The sequence below is a fragment of the Leptothrix ochracea genome, from assembly GCF_041083635.1.
GTDB lineage: Bacteria > Pseudomonadota > Gammaproteobacteria > Burkholderiales > Burkholderiaceae_C > Sphaerotilus > Sphaerotilus ochraceus.
Genome location: NZ_JBFPHB010000021.1, coordinates 52,626 through 76,329, shown reverse-complemented (window position 1 = coordinate 76,329; position 23,704 = coordinate 52,626). Strand labels below are relative to the sequence as shown.

General features: G+C 61.4%; 15 protein-coding genes and 1 pseudogene. 9 read left to right on the top strand and 7 right to left on the bottom strand.

Annotated elements, in window-relative coordinates; genetic code table 11:
* Window positions 1-1,337: pseudogene (locus tag AB3X39_RS08500) on the top strand (tetratricopeptide repeat protein); the annotation flags it as partial.
* 56 nt (window positions 1,338-1,393) lie between these two features.
* Window positions 1,394-2,767, top strand: coding sequence for an NAD(P)/FAD-dependent oxidoreductase (locus tag AB3X39_RS08495; protein ID WP_369416933.1), 1,374 nt, complete (start codon window positions 1,394-1,396; stop codon window positions 2,765-2,767).
* A 13-nt stretch (window positions 2,768-2,780) separates the two neighbouring features.
* Here the strand turns inward: AB3X39_RS08495 and lpdA are convergent, their stop codons facing one another.
* From lpdA to aceE, 3 genes are read right to left on the bottom strand one after another with little or no spacing between them, the layout of a single operon-like run.
* Window positions 2,781-4,631, bottom strand: coding sequence for a dihydrolipoyl dehydrogenase (gene lpdA / locus AB3X39_RS08490; protein ID WP_369416932.1), 1,851 nt, complete (start codon window positions 4,629-4,631; stop codon window positions 2,781-2,783).
* Window positions 4,632-4,649: 18 nt separating this feature from the next.
* The gene (gene aceF / locus AB3X39_RS08485; protein WP_369416931.1) at window positions 4,650-5,996 is read right to left on the bottom strand and encodes a dihydrolipoyllysine-residue acetyltransferase; all 1,347 of its coding nucleotides are present in this window, start codon (window positions 5,994-5,996) and stop codon (window positions 4,650-4,652) included.
* A gap of 23 nt (window positions 5,997-6,019) precedes the next feature.
* Window positions 6,020-8,731, bottom strand: coding sequence for a pyruvate dehydrogenase (acetyl-transferring), homodimeric type (aceE, locus tag AB3X39_RS08480; RefSeq protein ID WP_369416930.1), 2,712 nt, complete (start codon window positions 8,729-8,731; stop codon window positions 6,020-6,022).
* A 126-nt stretch (window positions 8,732-8,857) separates the two neighbouring features.
* Between aceE and AB3X39_RS08475 the strand changes: the two genes are divergently transcribed.
* From AB3X39_RS08475 to AB3X39_RS08450, 6 genes are all read left to right on the top strand, one after another.
* Window positions 8,858-11,419 carry a PAS domain S-box protein gene (locus AB3X39_RS08475; protein WP_369416929.1) on the top strand — a complete coding sequence of 854 codons (2,562 nt, stop codon included), beginning with the start codon at window positions 8,858-8,860 and terminating at the stop codon, window positions 11,417-11,419.
* Window positions 11,420-11,442: 23 nt separating this feature from the next.
* Window positions 11,443-12,069 (top strand): response regulator transcription factor, encoded by a 627-nt coding sequence (locus AB3X39_RS08470; RefSeq protein WP_369416928.1) that lies wholly within the window; start codon window positions 11,443-11,445, stop codon window positions 12,067-12,069.
* Window positions 12,070-12,146: 77 nt separating this feature from the next.
* Window positions 12,147-13,016, top strand: coding sequence for a bifunctional methylenetetrahydrofolate dehydrogenase/methenyltetrahydrofolate cyclohydrolase FolD (gene folD / locus AB3X39_RS08465; RefSeq protein ID WP_369416927.1), 870 nt, complete (start codon window positions 12,147-12,149; stop codon window positions 13,014-13,016).
* Window positions 13,013-15,082 carry a M3 family metallopeptidase gene (locus AB3X39_RS08460; protein ID WP_369416926.1) on the top strand — a complete coding sequence of 690 codons (2,070 nt, stop codon included), beginning with the start codon at window positions 13,013-13,015 and terminating at the stop codon, window positions 15,080-15,082. Before folD ends, AB3X39_RS08460 begins: the two co-directional genes overlap by 4 nt.
* A gap of 11 nt (window positions 15,083-15,093) precedes the next feature.
* The gene (locus AB3X39_RS08455; protein ID WP_369416925.1) at window positions 15,094-16,782 is read left to right on the top strand and encodes a flavin monoamine oxidase family protein; all 1,689 of its coding nucleotides are present in this window, start codon (window positions 15,094-15,096) and stop codon (window positions 16,780-16,782) included.
* Window positions 16,783-16,787: 5 nt separating this feature from the next.
* Window positions 16,788-17,300: a peroxiredoxin family protein gene (locus tag AB3X39_RS08450; RefSeq protein WP_369416924.1), complete on the top strand. Its 513-nt coding sequence runs from the start codon at window positions 16,788-16,790 to the stop codon at window positions 17,298-17,300.
* Between the two features lie 4 nt (window positions 17,301-17,304).
* Here the strand turns inward: AB3X39_RS08450 and AB3X39_RS08445 are convergent, their stop codons facing one another.
* From AB3X39_RS08445 to speD, 4 genes are all read right to left on the bottom strand, one after another.
* Entirely contained in the window at window positions 17,305-18,306 is a 1,002-nt protein-coding gene (locus AB3X39_RS08445; RefSeq protein ID WP_369416923.1) for a transporter family protein, read from the bottom strand.
* 21 nt (window positions 18,307-18,327) lie between these two features.
* The gene (locus tag AB3X39_RS08440) at window positions 18,328-18,687 is read right to left on the bottom strand and encodes a DUF2946 family protein (RefSeq protein ID WP_369417014.1); all 360 of its coding nucleotides are present in this window, start codon (window positions 18,685-18,687) and stop codon (window positions 18,328-18,330) included.
* A gap of 65 nt (window positions 18,688-18,752) precedes the next feature.
* Window positions 18,753-20,294: a hypothetical protein gene (locus tag AB3X39_RS08435; RefSeq protein WP_369416922.1), complete on the bottom strand. Its 1,542-nt coding sequence runs from the start codon at window positions 20,292-20,294 to the stop codon at window positions 18,753-18,755.
* Window positions 20,279-20,689, bottom strand: coding sequence for an adenosylmethionine decarboxylase (gene speD, locus AB3X39_RS08430; protein WP_369416921.1), 411 nt, complete (start codon window positions 20,687-20,689; stop codon window positions 20,279-20,281). The genes AB3X39_RS08435 and speD overlap by 16 nt, the downstream gene beginning before the upstream one ends.
* 608 nt (window positions 20,690-21,297) lie before the next feature.
* Here speD and AB3X39_RS08425 point away from each other — a divergent pair.
* Window positions 21,298-23,679, top strand: a complete 2,382-nt coding sequence (locus tag AB3X39_RS08425) for a CRISPR-associated endonuclease Cas3'' (protein WP_369416920.1) — start codon at window positions 21,298-21,300, stop codon at window positions 23,677-23,679.
* Window positions 23,680-23,704 lie beyond the last annotated feature (25 nt).

Here is a 23,704-nt window from a genome sequence, read left to right as displayed (position 1 = left end):
TACGCGATCTGTCTGTCTCTATGGAAAGACTGGGCAATGTAGCCCAAGCGTTAGGGCGGCTGGATGAAGCACAACAAGCCTACCGCGAGAGCGAGCAGCTCACTCGCTCCTTGGTCGCTGACTTTGGTAGAACCCCTGAACGCCTACGCGATCTGTCTGTCTCTATGGAAAGACTGGGCAATGTAGCCCAAGCGTTAGGGCGGCTGGATGAAGCACAACAAGCCTACCGCGAGAGCGAGCAGCTCACTCGCTCCTTGGTCGCTGACTTTGGCAAAACCCCTGAACGCTTACGCGATCTGTCTGTCTCTATGGAAAGACTGGGCAATGTAGCCCAAGCGTTGGGGCGGTTGGATGAGGCTCAACAAGCCTACCAAGAGAGCGAGAGGCTGCGTCGCACACTGCTATCCGAGTTTGGTAAAACGCCTGAGCGCTTGCGTGGCCTGTCGGTCTCGATAAACAAACTGGGCGGCGTGGCCCAAGCGCTCGGGCGAGTGGATGAAGCACAACAGGCCTACCGAGAGAGCGAAAAACTAGCTCGTACCCTGATCGATGACTTTGGCAAGACCCCTGAGCGGCTGCGCGACCTGTCGATCTCCATGGAAAGGTTGGGCGATGTGGCCCAAGCGTTGGGTCGGCCGGATGAAGCGCAACAGGCCTACCTTGAAAGCGAGCAGCTCACTCGCTCCTTGGTAGCTGACTTTGGTAGAACCCCTGAACGTCTACGCGATCTGTCGGTTTCCATGAATCGACTGGGCAATGTGGCCCAAGCAATGGGGCGGTTGGATGAGACACAACAGGCCTACCGAGAGAGCGAAAAGCTAGCTCGTGCCCTGATCGATAACTTTGGCAAAACCCCTGAGCGCCTGCGCGATTTATCGGTTTCCATGAACAAACTGGGCGATGTGGCCCAAGCGTTGGGGCAGTTGGATGAAGCACAACAAGCCTACCGCGAGAGTGAACAGATCACCCGTGCCTTGATGGCTGACTTTGGCAAAACCCCTGAGCGCCTGCGCGATCTGGCGATCTCCATGGAAAGGCTGGGCCATGTGGCCCAAGGGATGGATCGGTTGGATGAAGCGCAGCAAGCTTTTGCGGCCGAAGTCGAACTGGCGACAGATTTGATCGCCCGGTATGGCGAAACGGTGACTGCGCTCGAAGTGTTGGCCGCTGGTGAGTGGCACCTTGGCCGCACGCTTGCACAACAAGGCTTGGCCGCTGACGCACAAGACCATCTCACCCATGCGCGCCGTTTGTACCAGCGCCTGACTTTGGCCATGCCGGATGAGCCACGATACGCAACGGCACTGAACCAAATAGAGGCCGCACAACCCCAGTAAGGGCTGCGCGGCCAGCGCTGAAGTCCTTGAGCACGATTCGTGCAACGCACCGGGGCATGAATCCTTCAAGCCCCATCGCAGAACCCGTAGAGCCTTCCGCCCCTGAAGCGCTCGGCCCCGATGCCCCAAGCCTGCGCATCGTGATCATCGGTGCCGGCTTTGCGGGCACCACTCTGGCGCGCACATTGCGTCGCTGGCGCGGCCCAGCCATCGACCTGACCCTGCTGTCCGACGAGAGCTACACCACGTTCAACCCGATGCTGCCGGAAGCGGTCGGCGCGTCGGTCTTTCCCGAACAGGTGGTGGTGCCGGTGCGGGAGATGCTGCGCCCTGCGCCGGGCCGGCGCTTCGTGATGGGCGAGGTGCGCAGCGTCGATTGGTCGGCGCGCACCCTGCGTTGTCACACGCTGGCCGGGGATCGGGTTCTGCCTTGGGACCATCTGGTGCTGGCCTTCGGCAGTGCTGCACGGCTCGATCTGATGCCGGGCATGGCGGAACAGGCCCTGCCGCTCAAAACCGTCGGCGATGCCATGCATATCCGCAACACCGTGCTGCGCCGACTAGCCCGCATCGAGCTGGAGCCCGACCCGGTGCTGCGGCGCGAGCTGGGTCATTTCATCATCATCGGCGGCGGTTTCTCGGGGGTCGAGGTGGCCGGTGAACTGGTTGACTGCCTGCAAAGCATGCGTCGCTACTACCCGGAGGTGCAGGCGCAGGAGCTCAACGTCAGCCTCCTGCATTCGGGTGGACGTCTTTTGCCTGAGCTGCCGGCCCCCTTGGGAGAAGCGGCCGAGCAGTCGCTGAAGTCACGCGGCGTCGATGTGCTGCTGAAAGTGCGCGCGCAACAGGTACGCATCGACGGCGTCGATCTGGATGACGGACGCTCCTTGGCTGGACGCACCGTCATCGCCACCACAGGTGTGCGCCCCCAACCGCTGGCCCTGCAGCTGGGGCTGCCGATGACGCAGGGCCGCATCGTCACCGCCGCCGATCTATCGGTGCCAGGCCACGACGGGGTCTGGGCGCTGGGCGACTGCGCCTGTGTGCCCAATGGGCGCAGCGGAGCCACTGCGCCACCGACCGCTCAGTTCGCCATCCGACAGGCCCAGCTGCTGGCCGAGAACCTAAGCGCTGCCGTTGCCGAGCGCCCGACCCAAGCCTTCACACATCGCTCGGTGGGCATGATGGCTTCGATGGGTCACCTCAAGGGCGTGGCGCAGATCGGCCGCTTGCGGCTGACTGGCCTTCCAGCTTGGCTGATCTGGCGCGCCTATTACCTGAACCAGATGCCTTCGACAGGCCGGCGCATGCGCGTCTTTTTTGAATGGATCTGGGGCATGTTTGCCCCAACCGACATCACCCATTTGCGCTTCGGTCGCAGTCCAGCCCAGACCCCCACCCCAGCGCGAGCGCGCAGCGCCGCAAGCTAACCTCGTTACCTCTTTACCGCTTCCCCGGCGGCAAATCCGTGCAGCTGCCGTGCGCCACTTCCGCCGCCATGCCGATGCTCTCGCCCAGCGTCGGGTGCGGGTGGATGGTCTTGCCGATGTCCACCGCGTCCGCGCCCATTTCAATCGCCAAGGCGATCTCGCCGATCATGTCGCCGGCGTGGGTGCCGACGATGCCGCCGCCCAAGATGCGACCGTGGCCGTGGGCTTCGGGGGAGTCATCGAAGAGCAGCTTGGTGAAGCCTTCGTCGCGACCGTTGGCAATCGCCCGGCCCGAAGCGGTCCAAGGGAACAGGCCCTTCTTGACCTTGATGCCTTGGGCCTTGGCTTGGTCTTCGGTCAGACCCACCCAAGCCACTTCCGGATCGGTGTAGGCCACCGACGGGATGACACGGGCGTCAAAGGCGCTCTTGGCCAGCTTGTCGTCGCCCTTCAAGGTGCCGGCGATGACTTCAGCGGCCACATGCGCCTCATGCACCGCCTTGTGCGCCAGCATCGGCTGGCCGACGATGTCACCGATGGCAAAGATGTGGGCCACGTTGGTGCGCATCTGGAGATCGACGTTGATAAAGCCGCGCTCCGTCACCGCCACGCCGGCTTTGTCGGCCCCGATCTTCTTGCCATTGGGTGTGCGGCCCACGGCTTGCAAGACCAAGTCGTACAGGCCTTCGCTTTTGCTACCGTCCTGCGCTTCGAACGTCACCTTGATGCCCTCCGGCGTGGCTTCAGCCCCGACGGTTTTGGTCTTCAACAGGATGTTGTCAAAGCGCGGCTTGTTGAGCTTTTCCCAGACCTTGACCAGATCGCGGTCCGCGCCTTGCATCAGGCCGTCGAGCATTTCGACCACATCAAGGCGCGCGCCCAAGCTGGAGTAGACCGTGCCCATTTCCAAGCCGATGATGCCGCCGCCCACAATCAGCATCTTCTTTGGCACAGCTTGCAGCGCCAGCGCGCCGGTTGAATCGACGATGCGCTCGTCTTCGGGGAAGAACGGCAACTTCACCGACTGCGAACCCGCCGCGATGATGGCGTGCTTGAACTTGATCACCTTGCTGCTGCCGGCGCGTTCAGTGCCGCTTCCAGTGGTTTCCTCAACCTGCACGTGGTACGGGTCCAGGAATTGGCCCACGCCGCGCACGGTCGTCACCTTGCGCATCTTGGCCATCGCCGCCAAGCCACCCGTCAACTTGGCGATGACTTTTTCTTTGTGCGCGCGCAGCTGATCGATGTTGACCACCGGCGCACCAAACGCCACGCCCAAAGCACCCAGGTGGCTCACTTCGTCCATCACAGCGGCCACATGCAGCAGCGCTTTGGAGGGAATACACCCCACGTTCAAGCACACGCCGCCCAAGGTGGCGTAGCGCTCGACGATCACCACCTTGAGGCCCAGATCCGCCGCCCGGAACGCCGCCGAGTAGCCGCCGGGGCCCGCGCCGAGGACGAGGAGGTCGCACTCAACGTCGGCTGGTCCGGCATAGGTCGAGGCCATCAAGCCCTCACCCCGGCCCTCTCCCCCAAGGGGCGAGGGAGGAATCTGACTTACCCCCTCGCCCTTCAAGGGAGAGGGTTGGGGTGAGGGTGTCGCTGCAAGGTCACCCGCCACCTCCATCACCTCCATGACCACCATCACCGTCCCTTGGTTGACGGTGTCACCCAGCTTGACCTTCAGCTCTTTGATCACCCCGGCGTGTGAGCTGGGGATTTCCATCGAGGCCTTGTCGCTTTCGACCGTGATCAGGCTTTGCTCGGCTTTGATGGTGTCACCCACCTTGACCAAGATTTCGATCACGCCCACGTCTTTGAAATCCCCGATGTCGGGAACTTGGATATTGATCGTTGCCATGTCGTGCTTCCCTTGCGCTCAGAGCACGATGCGGCGGAAGTCCGCCAGCAGCGATGCGAAGTAGACGTTGAAACGGGCGGCAGCCGCGCCGTCGATGACGCGGTGATCCCAGCTCAGAGACAGCGGCAGCATCAGGCGCGGCTGGAAGGCCTTGCCGTCCCACTTGGGCTCGATGGCGCTCTTGCACACGCCCATGATCGCCACTTCGGGCGCGTTGATGATGGGCGTGAAATAGCGCCCGCCGATGCCGCCCAAGGACGAGATCGAGAAGCAGCCACCCGTCATCTCAGCCGGCCCGAGCTTGCCGTCGCGGGCCTTCTTGGCCAACTCGCTCATCTCAGCACTGATTTGCAAGATGCCTTTTTTGTCGGCGTCCTTGATGACCGGCACCATCAAGCCGTTGGGTGTGTCAGCCGCAAAGCCGATGTGGAAATAGCTCTTCAGCACCAAGGTGTCGCCGTCGAGCGAGGCGTTGAACTCGGGGAACTTTTTCAGGGCAGCTACGGCAGCCTTGATCATGAACGCGAGCATCGTCACCTTGACGCCGGACTTCTCGTTTTCCTTGTTCAGCTGGACGCGGAAAGCTTCGAGGTCGGTGATGTCGGCGTCGTCGTGGTTGGTGACGTGCGGAATCAAGACCCAGTTGCGGTGCAAGTTCGCCCCGCTGATTTTCTTGATGCGCGACAGATCCTTGCGCTCGATCGGACCGAACTTGGCGAAATCGACCTTCGGCCAAGGCAAGAGCCCTGGGAAGGCGTCCCCCGCCGCCGTGGCTGCTGGAGCAGTTGCCGGAGCCTTGGCTTTTTGGGCCGCAGTCTGCACAGCACCCGTCATCACGCCCTTGACGAAGCCCTGCACATCGCCCTGCGTGATCCGGCCCTTCGGACCCGACCCCCCCACCTCGGTCAACGGCACGCCCAACTCACGCGCCAACTTGCGGATGCTGGGGCTGGCGTGAGGCAGAGCGGTTGGGGACGAGGGAGGAATCGCTGAGGACGTGCCCAGAGGAACAACGGGTGCGGGGGCTTCGACAGGCTCAGCCCGAACGGCTTTCTTCTCCGTCTCCGTTCGCCCGGTATCCGTTCGCCCTGAGCTTGTCGAAGGGCTATTCTCAGCTTCCGCCGCCCCCGCCACCTCCAGCATCAGCAGCGCCGAGCCCTCGCTGACGGTGTCGCCCAGCTTGACCTTCAGCGCTTTGATCACCCCGGCGTGTGAGCTGGGGATTTCCATCGAGGCCTTGTCGCTTTCGACCGTGATCAGGCTTTGCTCGGCTTTGATGGTGTCACCCACCTTGACCAGCAACTCGATGATCGCCACATCTTTGAAGTCGCCGATGTCGGGGACTTTCACTTCAATCAGTGCCATGTCGTGTCTCCGTGGGTCGCGCTTCAGGCGTACAGGGGGTTGATCTTGTCGGTCTTGATGCCGTACTTGGCAATCGCCTCGGCGACCTTGGCCAGCGGGATCACACCCTCATCGGCCAAGGAACGCAGAGCTGCGACCACGATGTAGTGGCGGTTGATCTCAAAGTGCTCACGCAACTTGGAGCGGAAGTCACTGCGACCAAAGCCGTCGGTGCCCAGCACCTTGTAGCTGCGACCGGCGGGCACGAATGCACGGATTTGCTCGGCGTAGCTCTTGATGTAATCGGTCGAAGCCACCACCGGGCCGTCAAAGGGCTGCAACTGCTGGGTGACAAATGGCACTTGGGCTTCGCCTTGGGGATGGAGCAAGTTGTAGCGTTCAGCGGCTTGGCCGTCCCGCGCCAGCTCGTTGAAGCTCGGGCAACTCCAGACGTTGGCCGAGACGCCCCAGTCGGCCGCCAAAAGGGTGCGCGCCGCCATCGACTCGCGCAAGATCGTGCCCGAGCCCAGCAAGTTGACACGCGGACCCGCCCCAGCAGCGCCTTCTTCGAGCAAGTACATGCCCTTCAGGATCTGCGCCTCGGTGCCCGGCTTCAGGCCCGGCATGGCGTAGTTCTCGTTGAGCAAGGTGAGGTAGTAGAAGACGTTTTCTTGGCGCTCCACCATGCGCTTCAAGCCGTCTTGCATGATCACCGCCACTTCGTGGGCGAAGCTCGGGTCGTAGGAGACGCAGTTCGGGATCGTGCCGGCCAAGATGTGGCTGTGGCCGTCTTCGTGCTGCAAGCCTTCGCCGTTCAAGGTGGTGCGCCCGGAGGTGCCGCCCAACAAGAAGCCGCGCGCTTGCATGTCGCCAGCTGCCCACGCCAAGTCGCCGATGCGCTGGAAGCCGAACATCGAGTAGTAAACGAAGAACGGGATCATCACCCGGTTGTTCGTGCTGTACGAGGTGGCCGAGGCGATCCAGCTGGCCATACCGCCGGCTTCGTTGATGCCTTCTTGCAGCACCTGACCGGCCTTGTCCTCGCGGTAGTACATGACTTGGTCTTTATCGACCGGGGTGTACTGCTGGCCCGCAGGGTTGTAGATCCCGATCTGACGGAACAGCCCTTCCATGCCAAAGGTGCGCGCCTCATCGACCAGAATCGGCACCACACGCGGTCCCAAGGCCTTGTCGCGCAGCAAGGTGGTCAGGAAACGCACATAGGCTTGGGTGGTCGAGATCTCGCGCCCCGCCACCGTCGGCTCCAGCACGGCGGCAAAGGTTTCGAGCGACGGCACGGTGAACTGCTCTTCAGCCTTGGTGCGGCGCTTGGGCAAGTAGCCTCCGAGCTCGGCGCGGCGCTTTTGCAGGTACTGCATCTCGGGCGTGTGCTCGGCCGGCTTGTAGAACGGCAGGCTCGGCAGTTCTTCGTCGGTGATCGGGATGCTGAAGCGGTCGCGGAAGGCGCGGATGTCGTCATCCGTCAGCTTCTTGGCTTGGTGGGCGGTGTTCTTGCCCTCGGCCGACTTGCCCATGCCGTAGCCCTTGACGGTCTTGATCAAGAGCACCGTCGGCTGACCTTGGTGGTTCACGGCAGCGTGATAGGCGGCGTAGACCTTTTGCGGATCGTGGCCGCCCCGGTTCAAGCGCCAGATGTCTTCGTCGCTCATCTTCGCCACCATCTCTAGCAGCTTGGGATGCTTGCCAAAGAAGTTCTTGCGCACAAAAGCACCGTCGTTGGCTTTGAAGGCTTGATAGTCGCCGTCGAGCGTGTCCATCATCACCTTGCGCAGCAGGCCGTCCTTGTCACGGGCCAAAAGCGGATCCCAGTAGCCGCCCCAAAGCAGCTTGATCACGTTCCAACCCGCGCCCCGGAATTCACCTTCCAGCTCTTGGACGATCTTGCCGTTGCCGCGCACCGGGCCGTCAAGGCGTTGCAAGTTGCAGTTGACGACAAAGATCAGGTTGTCGAGCTTTTCACGCGCTGCCAAGCCGATGGCGCCAAGCGATTCGGGCTCGTCCATCTCGCCGTCGCCGCAGAACACCCAGACCTTGCGCTGAGCGGTATCAGCAATGCCCCGGGCGTGCAGGTACTTGAGGAAACGTGCTTGGTAGATCGCCATCAAAGGCCCCAAACCCATCGAGACGGTCGGGAACTGCCAGAACTCGGGCATCAGCTTCGGGTGCGGATAGCTCGACAAGCCTTGGCCATCGACTTCTTGGCGGAAGTTGAGCAGTTGCTCTTCGCTGATGCGGCCTTCAAGGAAGGCCCGAGCGTAGATACCCGGCGCCGAGTGGCCTTGGATGTAGAGCAAATCGCCGCCGTGGACACCGTTGTCGGCGTGCCAGAAGTGGTTGAAACCGGCGCCAAACATGGTGGCCACCGAGGCAAACGAGCTGATGTGTCCGCCCAGATCGCCGCCGTCTTCGGGGTTATGACGATTGGCCTTGACCACCATCGCCATGGCATTCCAGCGCATGTAAGCGCGCAAGCGCTCTTCGATCTCGATGTTGCCGGGGCAACGTTCTTCTTGATCGGTGGGAATGGTGTTGACGTAGGCCGTGTTGGCCGAGAACGGTACATCGATGCCCGCTTGGCGCGCCTGATCGATGAGTTGTTCAAGCAGGAAGTGGGCCCGTTCGCCCCCTTCGGTGCCGATCACCGCCGCAAGAGCGTCTTGCCACTCACGGGTTTCCTGAACATCGGTGTCTTGGGGAATCGAGCTGCTGGGCAGGTTCTCGGGCATCGCTGACATGGTGTCTCCTCGAAGGATATGGTTCTCTGCTGGGACCGGGCGCGAGTCTCGCACAATCAGGATCACATTTCAAATGATGCCTATTCTTTTCACAATATGGAAATAGAGATCGGCCGATAATCAGGCATGGCCTCTGATCAAGCTCCTGCATCTTTTCTGACCTTGCGCCAGCGCTGGTCCCAATCCCGTATGGCGTTGCTGACTTGGTGGGGGCATCTCTCCCCTGCCCGGCAAGACCGCATGGCGATGATGGTGCCGCTGTTTTCGGTCTTGCTCTTTCTGGCCGCCATTGCCACGTCTTTTTGGTATCTGCACAACGAAGAAGAAGAGCGCGAGCAGGAATCGATCAAACGCGACATCGAACTGGTGCATCAACAAATGCGCCTGCAATTGATCGATGCCCAAGAGCACTGGGTCCAGATGTCCCATGAGGTCATCGCTCATCACCTCACACCGGCTCAGTTTCTGACCCAAGCTCAGCAGCAAATGCGCAGCCACCCCGAGATTCTTGGCATGGCATGGCTGGACGCCGAACGTCACGGTCGGGCCTATGCACTCTCAACCAATCCCACCAATGCCACGCCCCCCCCCGAGGGTCTGAGCAGTGCGGCTGAGCCCAGTTATCTCTCTGCCGAACCACCCGCAAGCCATCCGGCGTCACAAGCTTTTCAGCGGGCGGCTGACACCCATTTACTGAGCTATTCAGAACCCTTTGCCATTGAGCCCGGGCAGACCGTCTTTCAGGTGCACCTGCCCTTGGTGGAACACGGCACGTTGACCGGCATGCTGGTGGCGGACATCGACGTCGAGCCGCTCCTGATGCACGCTGTGCCCACAGAAATTGCTGGTCGGCATGTGCTGAGTTTGCGAAACAGCCAAGGTGAGGTCATTGCCAGCACCGCCGGCATTCCCTCCCACGCCATCCGACCGCCCACGCGACTCCTGAGCTACGCCATTCCTTTCGCCCCCGTGGGTCCGTCTTTGCAGTTGCGCGGCGAAGGCTATCGGACCTCGCCCAACCTGATCGGTAACACCTTGTTCTGGATGGTGGTGGCGCTCTCCGTCCTCACGGTCTGGACCTTGTTCGGCACGTGGCGCCACATGAAACGGCGCTTGCAAATCCAGCGCACCCTTGTGCAGGAAACCAACTTCCGCCGCGCCATGGAGAACTCCATGCCGACCGGCATGCGGGCCATGGACATGCAAGGGCGCATCACCTACGTCAACCCAGCGTTTTGCTCGATGACTGGCTTTTCCGAAGCCGATCTGATCAGCTACTTGCCACCCTTCCCTTATTGGCCCTTGGAGCGCATTGAAGAGAACTCGCGGCTCTTCCAACAAGAGCTCTCGGGTCGCACGCCTGCTGGCGGCGTCGAGGTCAAAATCCAGCGCAAAGACGGCAGTCAATTTGACGCCCGCATGTACGTCTCACCGCTGATCGATCCCCAAGGTGAGCAAACCGGCTGGATGACCTCCGTCACCAACATCACCGAGGCCAAGCGGGTCCGCGATCAACTCACGGCCGCGCATGAGCGCTTCACCACGGTGCTTGAAGGTTTGGACGCGGCGGTGTCGGTCTGCACGGTCTCGCATGGTGAACTGCTTTTTGTGAACCGCTCCTACCGCATGTGGTTCAACACCGATCCGCGCTGGCACGCCCTGCTCGCGGGCCAACAAGACAACCTACCCACGACAAACCCAGCCAAGCAAGCGGAGAACATCGACGACCTTGGCGGACTCTCAATCACCGAACTGACAGATGCCGGTGTGGACTCGCACGAGGTCTGCCTGCATGCGATGAACAAGTGGTTTGACGTGCGGGCCCGTTATCTGCAATGGACCGACGGGCGTTTGGTGCAGATGCTGATTGCCACCGACATCACCGAACGCCGCCGTTTCGAAGAACAAGCCGCCTTGCAAGCAGAGCGGGCCCAAGTCTCAAGCCGACTGATCACCATGGGTGAAATGGCGTCCTCGGTCGCCCATGAACTCAACCAACCCCTCACCGCCATCACCAACTATTGCAGCGGCATGGTCTCGCGGGTCAAAGCGGGTTCTATCGATCAAGACACCTTGATCGGCGCTTTGGAGAAAACCTCGCGCCAAGCCCAACGGGCCGGTCAAATCATCCACCGCATCCGCGCCTTTGTGAAAAAGAGCGAGCCCCAGCGCCAAGAAGCCAAAGCCAGTCAGATCGTGGAAAACGCGCTAGAACTGGCCGGCATCGAACTGCGCCGTCGCAGCGTCACGATTCACAGCTACGTCGCCCAGCGCCTGCCGTCTTTACATGTCGATCCGATCTTGATCGAACAAGTGCTGCTGAACTTGCTCAAAAACGCCGCCGAAGCCATCGACACCGCACAGATGCCCAAAAACCGGCGCCATATCGAACTGCGCGTGACGCCGCGTCACAAACCTGACCAAGGCGGGATGATCGAATTCAGTGTCAGTGATACGGGACCAGGCATGAAAGACGACGTGGCTGGACGCCTGTACGAAGCCTTTTTCTCCACCAAAGCCGACGGTTTGGGGATCGGACTGTCGCTCTGTCGCTCCATCATCGAGTCGCATCAGGGTCGGATCACTGCGGAGAACATCTACAATGGGGAAGCCATTTCCGGCTGTCGCTTCAGCTTTACGTTGCCAGTCGGGAACCTTGCCGATTCCTCCAAGCACGCCGCCCAATAGCGCTGCATAAGCCCTGAAACGCCATGAGTCTGATACCCAAAAAAGGCACTGTCTATGTCGTCGATGACGATGAGGCCGTGCGAGATTCCCTCCAATGGCTGCTTGAAGGTAAAGACTACCGGGTCAAATGTTTTGATTCGGCCGAAGCCTTCTTGGTCCGTTTTGATCCCCGTGAAGTGGCTTGCCTGATTGTGGACATCCGCATGGAAGGCATGAGTGGCTTGGATCTGCAAGACCGACTCTTGGAACGCAAGAGCCCGCTGCCGGTGGTGTTCATCACCGGCCATGGCGATGTGCCGATGGCCGTGACCACCATGAAAAAAGGCGCGGTCGATTTCATCGAAAAGCCTTTCCAAGAAGACGCTCTTGTTGCGCTGGTCGAACGCATGCTGGCTCAAGCGCAGCAAGCCTTCGAGCAGTACCAAGAACAAATGAGCCGCGACGCGCTCATCTCGCGCCTGACCAGCCGCGAAGCGCAGGTGCTGCAACGCATCGTTGCCGGTCGCTTGAACAAGCAGATCGCCGACGACCTCGGTATCAGCATCAAGACGGTCGAGGCGCACCGCGCCAACATCATGGAAAAGCTCGGCGCCAACACGGTGGCCGACCTGCTCAAAATTGCTTTGGGCGCACAACACCCCAAGTCTTGATCCTCTTTTGGCTCCCTTTTTGACGGCCGCAGGTGATGCGGCCGTTTCCTTTTGATCGCACAAGGATTCCTCCGACCATGACCGCTCAACTCATCGACGGCAACGCCCTCTCGGCCCAACTGCGCACCGACGTGGCGCGCCGCGCCGCTGATCTCAAAACCCAAGGCGTACAAGCCGGTTTGGCTGTGATCTTGGTGGGTGAGAACCCGGCCAGCCAGGTTTATGTGCGCAACAAGGTCAAGGCTTGCGAAGACAGCGGCCTGTATTCGGTGCTCGAAAAGTACGAAGCCTCGATGACCGAGCACGAACTGCTGGCCCGCATCGACGCCCTGAACAACGACCCCGAGATCCATGGCATCTTGGTGCAACTGCCCTTGCCCAAGCACATCGACGATCACAAGGTCATCGAAGCCATCTCGCCGGCCAAGGACGTGGACGGCTTCCACATCGCCAGCGCGGGTGCGTTGATGGTGGGTGAAGTCGGCTTCAAGGCCTGCACGCCCTACGGTTGCATGAAGATGCTCGAAAGCATCGGCATGACCGACCTGCGCGGCAAGCACGCTGTGGTCATCGGCCGCTCCAACATCGTCGGCAAGCCCATGGCCATGATGCTGTTGGCCGCCAACGCCACCGTCACCGTGTGCCACAGCGGCACGGCCGACTTGGGTGCCATGACTCGTCAGGCCGACATCGTGGTCGCGGCCGTGGGCAAGCGCAATGTCTTGACCGCTGACATGGTCAAGCCCGGCGCGGTGGTGATCGACGTCGGCATGAACCGCACCCCCGAGGGCAAGCTCTGCGGCGACGTGGACTTTGCGGGTGTCCGAGAAGTCGCCGGCTACATCACCCCCGTCCCCGGCGGCGTCGGCCCCATGACCATCACCATGCTCTTGGTCAACACCATGGAAGCGGCGGAACGCGCTGCGGCCGAAGGAGATGCTGAATGAGCACCGTGGCCATGAACCCCCTGAACCCCCTACTCGCCGTCACCACCGGCTTGCCGTTGTTTGATGCCATCTTGCCCGAGCACGTTGGCCCGGCGATTGAAGCCCTGTTGGCGCAAAACGCCACGGCGCTTGAGGTGGCGGTGAGCCCGGAAACCCCGGCCGATTACGACAGCTTGGCGCGCACCTTGTCGGTGGCGACTGAGCGTTTTGGCCGGGCTTGGGGTGCCGTGGGGCATTTGCAAGCGGTGGCGGATACGCCCGAGCTGCGCGCGGCCTACAACGAAGCGCTGCCCAAAGTCACCGAGTTCTTCACCCGGCTGGGTGCCGATGAGCGGCTGTATGCCAAGTACAAAGCGATCGCCAACCATCCTTCAGCCGCCAGCTTGAGCACGGCGCGCCAGCAGGTGCTCAAGCACAGCCTGCGCGACTTCGTGCTTTCGGGTGCCGAGTTGCAAGGCGAGGCCAAAACGCGCTTTGCCCAGATCCAAGAAGAACTGGCCGCCTTGAGCCAGAAGTTCTCTGAGCACGTGCTTGACGCCACCGACAGCTTTGCGACCTACGTCAGCGCGGAAGAACTTGCCGGCGTGCCCGAAGACGTGATCGCCGCCACCCGTGGCGCTGCTGAAGCCGAGGACAAGGCCGGTCACAAACTGACGCTGCACATGCCGGTTTATTGGCCGGTGATGCAATACGCCAAAAACCGGGCCTTGCGCCAACAGCTCTACACCGCCTACGTCACCCGCGCTTGCGAAGCTGGCCCGATGGAGCGCGACAACGGCCCGGTGATGGCCGACATCTTGCGGCTGCGCCAAGAAGAAGCGCAGTTGCTGGGCTACGCCAACTACGCCGAAGTCTCTTTGGTGCCCAAGATGGCCGAAAGCCCGGCTCAAGTGATCGACTTCCTCAGCGACTTGGCCCGCCGTGCCCGGCCCTACGCCGAGAAAGATCTGGCCGAGCTGCGCGACTTTGCCGCCAAGGAACTTGATCTGCACGACCTGCAATCGTGGGACGTTTCCTTCGCCAGCGAAAAGCTCAAGGAAGCGCGTTACGCCTTCAGCGACTTGGAAGTGAAGCAGTACTTCACCGAACCCAAGGTGCTGGCCGGGCTGTTCAAGATCATCGAAAGCCTGTTCGATGTCACGATCCGCCCGGACAGCGCGCCGGTCTGGCATCCGTCGGTGCGCTTTTATCGCATCGAGCGCACCACCACAGACCAAGGCACCGAGCGCACTGAGCTGGTCGGTCAGTTCTACCTCGACCCCTACGCTCGCCCCGGCAAGCGCCCCGGCGCCTGGATGGACGACGTGCGCGGTCGCTGGTTGCGAGCCGACAGCGGCACGCTGCAAACCCCGGTGGCACATCTGGTGTGCAACTTCCCAGCCCCCGTGGGGGAGCAACCCGCGCTGTTGACGCACGACGACGTGCAGACCCTCTTCCACGAATTCGGCCACGGCCTGCATCACATGCTGACCCAAGTCAGCGAGCTGGGCGTGTCAGGCATCAGCGGCGTCGAATGGGATGCTGTTGAGCTGCCGAGCCAGTTCATGGAGAACTTCTGCTGGGAATGGGCGGTGCTCAAGCACATGACAGCCCACGTCGAAACGGCTGAGCCGCTGCCACGCGCCCTGTTTGACAAGATGATCGCCGCCAAGAACTTCCAAAGCGGTTTGATGACACTGCGCCAAGTCGAGTTCTCCCTGCTCGACATGCGCCTGCATGGCGAGGCTGGCAGTGAGGCCCATGTGCAGCAGATCATCGACGCCGTGCGCGCCGAATTCGCTGTGCTGATGCCGCCGGCCTTCAACCGCTTCCAGCACACCTTCTCGCACATCTTTGCGGGGGGCTACGCCGCTGGGTACTACAGCTACAAGTGGGCTGAGCTGCTCAGCGCCGATGCGTGGAGTGCGTTTGAAGAAGAAGGCGTGGACAACCCCGCCACCGGCTTGCGTTTCCGCCGCGAGATTTTGGAAGCCGGCAGCGCCCGCGACGCCATCGACAACTTCAAAGCCTTCCGGGGCCGCGCCCCCACCATCGACGCGCTGCTGCGCCATCAAGGCATGGCCTGACGCGTACGCCCATGCACCGCCGCACGGCTTTGACGCAGGTAGGCGTGGGTTTGGGCGTGGCGCTGTGCGCGCCGATGTTGGGGGGCTGTCGTGAAAGCTTGCCCGCTTTGCAAGCTTTACAAGGCGGCTGGGTGGGGGCGGCGGTGGAGCGTGGGCATCGGCTGCGTGATCAGCTCAAGGGCCGCACCGGGACCCTGCCCGCCGCCTCTGTGCAGCACCGCACCCGGGTGCTGATCGTCGGCGGCGGCGTGGCGGGCTTGGCGACGGTGCGGGCCTTGCGCGCAGCGGGTATGGAGGACCTGGCCCTGCTGGAGCTGGAAGACAGCGCAGGCGGCAACGCCCGTGGGCACAGCATGGGTGGGATCGCTTGTCCGCTGGGAGCGCATTACCTGCCGGTGCCAAGCATCAACAGCCCGCACCGGGCCGTGGCCGAGATGCAGTCTGAGATTTTGGCCTTGTTGCAAGAACAAGGTTTGGCACGTTTCGAGCTTGGGCGCTGGGCGTTTGAAGAGCGCCATCTCTGCCACAGCCCGCAAGAGCGGCTCTACATCGACGGCGCCTGGCACGAAGGCTTGTTGCCGCCGGTCGAATCGGACTCCAAACAGGGTTCAAGCACGCAAGCGGCTTATCGCCGTTTCAGTGCGTTGGTGAGTCAAGCCCAGCGCGCATGGGGCTTTGCGGTGCCCAGCCTTGGCATGCCTTGGACGGCGGGTCATGCCGCGCTGGAGGCGCAAACCTTCCAAACGTGGTTGCAAAGCGTCGGGTTGGACGACGAGCGCCTGCGCTGGTATCTGGATTACTGCTGCCGCGACGACTACGGCGCCGGCCTCGACACCGTCTCGGCTTGGGCAGGACTGCATTACTTTGCCAGCCGGCACGGCTTTCATGCTCCCGGGGATGAGGACCGGGCGCACGAACCCGTGTTCACCTGGCCCGAAGGCAACGCTTGGCTGACACGCCGCATGGCCCAGCCGCTGGGCGAACGCTTGCACAGCGCGCGCACGGTGCTGTCGGTACAGGAAGGCCGTCACGGTGTGGAGCTGCTCGCTTGGGACGAGCGCGCTGGGCGCATGGAAGCTTGGCAGGCCGAGCAAGTGGTGCTGGCTGTGCCGCTTTTCATCGCCGCACGGCTCTGGCAAAACGCACCCAGCGCTCTTCAGCAAACGGCGGCCCAAGCCCGCTACGCCCCGTGGCTGGTGGCCAATATGCACATCGAACGCCCGCTGCTGCAACGCGTCGGTGCCCCGCCCGCGTGGGACAACGTCGCGTATGGTGGTGGAGCGGGGGGTTCAACCTCGCTGGGCTACGTCGATGCGGGTCATCAGCGCCTCAACCCCACGCCGGGACCGACGGTGCTGACCAGCTACGTTGCCTTGAGCCAAGCCGAGCGTCCCGCCTTGCTCCATACCGACGGATCCTTCTGGGCGCAGCGGGTGATCCACGACTTGAGCGGCTTGCACCCTGACCTGCCAGCCAAACTGCAACGCATCGACCTGATGCGCTACGGCCACGCCATGCGCATCCCCCTGCCCGGCACCCGCAGCGCTGCCGCCCATCAAGCCCTGCCGCATTTGCCGGGCCGCATCCACTTGGCGCACGCCGACTTGGCGGGTTACTCGGTGTTTGAAGAAGCGTTTGCAGCGGGGATCGGTGCTGGGCGGCGGGTGGCAACAGCGATGGCGATGGCGATGAGAAAATGAGCGCCATGAAACACCGTCTCCTCACCTTGCTGATCGCGCTTCAAGCTTGCCTGCCCGCCTTGGGCGCTGGGCTTGAAGTCGGGCAACCCGCCCCAGACGTTGAGGCCAAACGGCTCGATAGCGCCGAGGTGTTCAAGCTCTCCGAGCAGCGCGGCAAGGTGGTCATCCTCAATATCTGGGCCTCATGGTGTGGGCCTTGCAAAGAGGAAATGCCAGCGCTTCAAGCCTATTACGACAAGTACAAAGCCAAGGGTTTGGTGGTGCTGGCCATCAGCATGGATGAGCCCCGCGATGGGGCCGAGGTCCGCAAGGTGGCCCAAACCTACAGCTTTCCGATCGCATTGAAATCAGAAAGCCAACTCAAGGGACTGGGCCGGATCTGGAGAATGCCATCGACGTTCGTGATCGATCGCCAAGGCATCCTCGTTCGCAATGGTCATACGGGTGACCCGGAAATCACCCTGCCGATCATGGAAGCCCAGGTGACACCCTTGCTGCTGGATGCACCCCTCAAGTGAGACTTCAGAAACCGGCCCGCAACCCGATCGATGCGGTGGATGTCGGCGCCAGTTGATACCCGTTCAGATTCTGATAAATCGGCACTTGGATAAAAGTGTAGCCCTTGATCTTTTCGGTCAATGGGAATGTCAGGCCAGGGCTCAGATAAACAGTTTGACCACCACTGTCGTCGGGGGATGCATTGAGCCCAGAATCCTTGGCAGAAACCCGAGCATTGATTTGAATCTGCGGCGTGATGTTTTCCAGACCCAGGAATCGATAGCCCAGATTGACGTTGATCGCTTGGCCCGGTTTATAGTCAGCTTGGCTATTCAATGGGATCTGTGCTGTCGCTTGAGAAAAATAGTCCCAGTTTTGGGAAATGGATGCGAACTTATACACGCCCAAAATGGCGTCGGTGGTGCCCGTCCCCGGCTGCAAGCCCCGATCAAGCGGGTTGCCGGCAATCGGCCCGCCACTGAAATTTTCGGTGTAGCTGCCAGTGGGCAATTTCAGACCAAACTGGAAACCGACGCTGTGATCGGCTGAGAACCCCGCGTACCGACCCATGACCTTGATGTCACCCAAACTGCTGGAATGAGAGGTTCCTGCATCGGTGCCGTCGTAAGCAAAACCGTTGGTGCCATGGGAGCGGTCAATGTAGGGCAATTGAACGCTGATGCCCCAAGTATCATTCCAGCTGTAATCGATACCCGCCGTGACGTAATCATTTTTGGTATAGGTTTCTTGCTCGTGACCCGCAACAGGCCAGTTAGCCACGGTGCCCGTTCCTGAGCGAACCTGATTTTGATTCAAGTAGTCGTAACGCAGATCGAATCGCAGCCCTCGACCAGAGGAAAGCCCCTGACTTTCCCAATCTGAGCTCAGCGAGCAGCCACAACTGGCACAGGCAAATGTGAAGCCCGAATAGAAAACAGCCGTCGCGGCCAAAAGAATGTGTGCCTGCTTTTTCATAAATACCCCACAGACCATGGCCATCTCATCCAGCCATGGTTTAAAAATCATTGGATCAAGTGTTTGCTGCCATCAAATTTGCATCGATGGCGGCGCCCGTGAAGGCGACAAAACCCATGCCCGATGGGGTTCAGGAGGTGTTGTATGCGCAACCCAGATCTCGGATGGATCCAGCGAAATAGGGGGCAGTGTTTGGGTCCACGCGGGTAACCAGACACTCAAGGGACTCGATAGGCACAGCAAGCAATGCTCGGCAGAGTGCTGCTCATCAAGCGGCAAACGGTCGGAACGGTCTGGCGTGGCACCGAGATCCGTCGCCCGTCCTTGCATGCTGCACATGGGCAGGCCCAAACGGCCTTCGCCATGCCATGACGGTAAGACGGTCGGCACGAGCACAGCAACCCAAGCTAGCGCCAAGGCCCACCAACCCATCACGCGCCAGACACGCCGGTACTTAGATCTCACCCAAGACATGGGGCGCGATTCTATGCGCGCCCTTAAGGCTGACGCTCACCCACGCCGAAGCTGTGGCTCCAACTCAGCTCAAACACTGGACTGGCAAACTGGGCGCTGCGCCCCCTTAGATAGCCAGCGCCGAGCTGGAGACGGTCATCCACCCCCATGCGCCAACCCAGTTGAGTCATGAGTTGACTGACAGCACCTCCTTCGGTCAGCACCCCACCGCCGCCGGCAGCACCAGCCAGCAAGGCCATCGATCCTGAAAGCTGCGGTGTGAGCCAACGCTCGGCCCAACCCAGCCCAAGGAGACCCAAGCCGTAAGCCCCGGCCTGACCGGCAAAGGCGCTGTGCCATTGCCCGGTCAGATAAAGGTGCTCGTCCAGCCAGCGATGGATCTTGAGACCCACGGTATCCAGCGGCAGCACAGGGCCTTGGCGACGCAGCGCCCGCACGGTGTGCTGCCAACTCGGCTCCCACTCGATGCCGCGCACTAGGGCCGCCGATCGTCCGCCCAGATCATCAAAGCGCCAACCCACATAGAGCTGGGTGGTTCGGGCTTGGAACGTCTGTGCCGCCAACCCCGGCGCCTGCACCACCCCGGTCTCCAAGCCTACCTGTGCGTTCGGGGCCAGATCCCAAGACACTTGCAACGCGGCCTTGGCCAAAATGCCGCCGCCCGTGGCCAAACCGCCGCCGCCCCCTAAGCCCAGGGCACCGCGCAGACCCCCATGCAACGGCGGCAGACCCCACGCGCTGGCCGATGGGTGCACGCTCAACGCCGCCAGCAATTCCATGTAGCCGTCCGCTCCGCCGTGGGTGGCCGCAGCCGCTTCAAGGCTGAAAGACACGTCGGGATAGCCAGCCTCGATGGGTCGCTCAAAGCGCATCCCGACCAGCTGAATGTGGGTGGATGGGATCAACGGCCGGACGCGGGTGGTGTATTGACTCAGGATCAACTGCGTCTGATCAAAGCCAAAGCCGAACTCGCTTGCAGGCGCCTCTATCGACAAGACACGGCCCACGGCCTCGGTAGCAACGTGCTTGAACTCACCGTCCCAACTCAGCATCAGCCCCCAAGGCTGGCTGCGGATCGCACCGTCCGGAAACCACAGCTGCGACCGCGACACACCCGTTTGCCACGCCCCCCAACGCCGCCACAACTGGAGCGACGGCTGCACCAGCAAACCACTCCCCACAGGGGCCGCACCACCCCCGCCGCCGCCCACATAGAGCCCAGCGTTGAAGCGCCAATCCGGGTCAAGTTGCCAGCGGTGCTCAACGTGTGCCCCCAAGGCAAAGAACCCCCCGCGCTGACCGCTGGCCGCCCCGATCAAGGCAGGCCCAGCGGCCCATTGAGCGTCGATGTCAAACAGCAAGGCCCCACCCAGCAAACCCAAGGACTCGTGTTGTGGCAGCGCCACAAGGTCAAACCGGCTTTGAAGCTGGATGGGCTGGCGAATCAACGTTGGGAGAGTCCCGGGCTCATCAGCATGGGCCGACGACACCAGCAGCAGCGACAACAGCGGCAGCAAGGCCCACACTCGCCAAAGGCCGGCCCCTTGGACTAACCAGCGGCACATACGGCAGATCGGTCAACCTCTCGGTGCACCACCCGCTGCGGCGCAAAGTGCTCGACCAACGCCTCAAACACCCGCCGCGCCGCCGGGCCCGCGTCATGGCTACGGTTGCAAACGTAGATATCCAAGGTGACAAGGCCAAGCTCGGGCCAAGTATGCAAAGCCAAGTGCGACTCGGCCAGCAACAGCACCCCCGTCACCCCAGCGGGAGTTTCGGGATGCTCAGGCGCAAAGCTGTGGAACAGCTCCCCCACCACATGCAAGCCAGCACGGTGCACCTCCGCCAAACACAGCGCCCGTAGCCACGTCGCATCGCACAACCCGGCCACCGCACAGCCACAGCCGTGCAATTCAGCCATCAGATGAAGGCCATGAGAGGGTTGAGGCGGGGTGGGCATGGGGGTGGATTATCGATGCGCTTGCCAAGTTATCTCGGCATGTGCCCGAGCATCGATCTATCCGCTCCCGAGCAAGGACAGCAGTGCGCCCGAGCACCTACGTATCTGCGCCCAAGCAGTAACCGCCATGTGCCCGAGCACGGCCCATGGTGTGCCTGAGCACCCACCTCTGTGCTCCCAAGCAGTGACCACGGTGTGCCCAAGCACCGACCAACTTGCTCCCGAGCATGGCATGCCATGTGCTCAAGCAGGGGCCCATCAGTGCCCAAGCGTGGCCCATGGTGTGCCCGAGCACCCTCCTCGCTGCACCCGCACGAGCCCATGTCGTCAGACATGCGAGCCTTGCAGTTGGCGGCAACTGCCGCCCCTTACCTTCAACCAGAGCTTGACCATCCTTCACCCATCCCCGTATCCGAAATAATTTCACCAGCACAGCTCGCGACGAGATGGAACGTTGCGACAGATCAGAATCACGTGAAATGTGATCACAGCCCCCTGTTTCGGCAGATTTCTGGTTTATCGTCCGGAGCACGCACTCGCCATAAGAACGCCGAACGAGCGTATGGCGGGTGTCCATTGACCAAATCGACGAACAGGGAGCGTCTTTCATGGCTGTGGCGATTGCACATAAATCCCCTGAAGAAGGGGGTCGGGATCATGCACTTGAGGAGCACTTGCTCAGCGTGGCCCACTTGGCCGCGTCTTCAACCGTGGATGAACCAGCGGCCCAACTGGCCTATCTTGCGGGGCTCTGGCATGACCTAGGCAAGTACCGCCCGGGGTTTCAGCGCTACATCCGCATGGTCAACGATGCCCACATCGAAGGGAAGTTGCCTCACGGTAGTGACAAGTCACATTCGGCTGCCGGAGCTCTTTGGGCTGAAAAACACCTTAGTGACCTACGAGGTGCTGAAGGCCGAATCATCAGCCGCATCCTTCAGTACGTGATCGCTGGCCATCATGCTGGGCTCGATAACTGGGAGGATGGCCTGAAGGGTCGGCTTGTCGGCCAAAACGCCAAAACCGAATTTGAAGAAGCAACCGCTGCCCTTCCATCGACAGACATCCTGTGCCCCAACCTACCTCTGCCCAAGCTGGCCGACTTACCCATAGCAGCACGCGAAGAAATCCCCGGCCAATTCGCCTTGTGGCTTCGGATGCTCTTTTCGGCGCTGGTGGATGCTGACTTTCTCGACACCGAAGCCTTCATGAACCCGGAAAAAGCGGTGGTCCGACCTCGGGAAACACCCTCGATGGCGGATTTACTCGACGTGTTCAATGCCTTCATGGCGATCAAGACCCAAGGCGTGGTAAGCAACCCCGTCAACCGCTTGCGTACACAGGTGCTAGCGGACTGCCGTACCAAGGCTGCATGCGCTCCCGGAACATTCACCTTAAGCGTGCCGACTGGCGGCGGCAAAACGCTGGCAAGTCTGGCTTTTGCATTGACCCATGCAGTGCGCCACAACAAGCGCCGGGTCGTTGTGGCGATTCCCTACACCAGCATCATTGAGCAGAGTGCCGATGTCTACCGCGATGTGTTTGCACCGCTGGGTGATGACATCGTGGTGGAGCACCACAGCAATGCTGAAAGCGACCCTCGCAATGAAACAAGCCGCTCACGCCTAGCCTGTGAGAACTGGGATGCACCCATCGTCGTCACCACCAACGTGCAGTTGTTTGAAAGCCTGTTTGCGCGCCGCACCTCGCGCTGCCGCAAGCTACACAACCTCATCAACAGCGTGATCGTGATTGATGAAGCCCAATTGCTGCCGGTGGAGTTTCTGCAACCCTGCGTCGATGTGCTGCGTCTATTGGTACGAGATCACGGCGTCACCGTCGTGCTTTGCACCGCCACACAACCCACGTTAACTCAGCAGAATCACTTTGGCGGTAAGGGCCTGCGAGGCTATATCTCAGGTGAAGTCACCGCGATCATCGACAACGAAGCAGCGCTCTACGCTGCTTTAAAACGGGTCCGCGTCCACTTGCCTGCGGATCTGAATACCGCGCAATCGTGGGAGAAAACCGCCCTAGAGGTGGGTCGCCATGAAGCTGTTTTGGCCATCGTTGGCCGCCGAGCCGATGCAAGGGAGCTGTTCGAGCGCCTCGGCAGGGAACTGCCCACAGGTCACCAAGGTCTGTGGCACCTTTCCGCCTTGATGTGCGCCCAGCACCGTAGCGAAGTCATTGCCGACATCAAAACCGCCTTGGCCGCTCGTCGTGACGCTATCGCTAGAGGTGAACCCGCCAACCCCGTGCGCGTGATCAGCACCCAGTTGGTTGAGGCGGGGGTGGATCTGGATTTTCCGGTGGTCTTCCGCGCTCTGGCTGGGCTGGACTCCATCGCCCAAGCAGCCGGACGCTGCAACCGTGAAGGTCAGCTCGAACGGGGTGATGTGCATGTGTTCGTGCCACCCAAAATGCCCCCACCGGGGTTGCTGAGACAGGCCGCACAAAGCTGCCGCTTGGTCTGGCACGACCGTCCAGAAGACGACGAAACCCATGCTCTGAGCGATCCGCTAGCGCTGGAGCGCGTGTCACGCTACTTTGCCCGTCTCTACGGTGATGCAACCTCACTCGACAAAAAAGGCATCTGCGAAGCCCTCCGGCTCCAGATAGATCGACCGGCTCAAGCCTTGGCGGTTCGGTTTCGCGATGCTTCGGATGATTTCAAACTGATCGACGAACAAGACGGTGCCACCGTCATCGTCTATCACCAAAGTGCGCGCTGTCGCGATGACGTGCGTGCCCTCGTCGGACTGTTGGAGCGTGACGGTCCACAGCAACGCTGGTTGATGCGCAAGCTGCAACGCTACGGTGTCACCGTCTATCGCCAAGACCTGCAACGACTGATCCAGCACTGCGATGTGCGTGAGATACCGGCCATCCCCGGCTTGTATGTGCAGCACAACGACCTTTTCTACGACCCTTTGCTCGGTGCCCAAGTCAGCGGCGCACCGGGTGATCCAGCTTCCTACGTTTGTTGAGATGTCCCCAGGAGGAAACCCCGCC

Bases quoted from the DNA above. Each gene is read 5' to 3' on its own strand.
- AB3X39_RS08435 (WP_369416922.1), bottom strand. From the start codon at position 20,294: ATGTGCCGCTGGTTAGTCCAAGGGGCCGGCCTTTGGCGAGTGTGGGCC.
- aceF (WP_369416931.1), bottom strand. From the start codon at position 5,996: ATGGCACTGATTGAAGTGAAAGTCCCCGACATCGGCGACTTCAAAGAT.
- AB3X39_RS08470 (WP_369416928.1), top strand. From the start codon at position 11,443: ATGAGTCTGATACCCAAAAAAGGCACTGTCTATGTCGTCGATGACGAT.
- speD (WP_369416921.1), bottom strand. From the start codon at position 20,689: ATGCCCACCCCGCCTCAACCCTCTCATGGCCTTCATCTGATGGCTGAA.
- aceE (WP_369416930.1), bottom strand. From the start codon at position 8,731: ATGTCAGCGATGCCCGAGAACCTGCCCAGCAGCTCGATTCCCCAAGAC.
- AB3X39_RS08440 (WP_369417014.1), bottom strand. From the start codon at position 18,687: ATGGGTTGGTGGGCCTTGGCGCTAGCTTGGGTTGCTGTGCTCGTGCCG.
- AB3X39_RS08460 (WP_369416926.1), top strand. From the start codon at position 13,013: ATGAGCACCGTGGCCATGAACCCCCTGAACCCCCTACTCGCCGTCACC.
- lpdA (WP_369416932.1), bottom strand. From the start codon at position 4,631: ATGGCAACGATCAATATCCAAGTTCCCGACATCGGGGATTTCAAAGAC.
- AB3X39_RS08455 (WP_369416925.1), top strand. From the start codon at position 15,094: ATGCACCGCCGCACGGCTTTGACGCAGGTAGGCGTGGGTTTGGGCGTG.
- AB3X39_RS08450 (WP_369416924.1), top strand. From the start codon at position 16,788: ATGAAACACCGTCTCCTCACCTTGCTGATCGCGCTTCAAGCTTGCCTG.
- AB3X39_RS08495 (WP_369416933.1), top strand. From the start codon at position 1,394: ATGAATCCTTCAAGCCCCATCGCAGAACCCGTAGAGCCTTCCGCCCCT.
- AB3X39_RS08445 (WP_369416923.1), bottom strand. From the start codon at position 18,306: ATGATTTTTAAACCATGGCTGGATGAGATGGCCATGGTCTGTGGGGTA.
- AB3X39_RS08475 (WP_369416929.1), top strand. From the start codon at position 8,858: ATGGCCTCTGATCAAGCTCCTGCATCTTTTCTGACCTTGCGCCAGCGC.
- folD (WP_369416927.1), top strand. From the start codon at position 12,147: ATGACCGCTCAACTCATCGACGGCAACGCCCTCTCGGCCCAACTGCGC.
- AB3X39_RS08425 (WP_369416920.1), top strand. From the start codon at position 21,298: ATGGCTGTGGCGATTGCACATAAATCCCCTGAAGAAGGGGGTCGGGAT.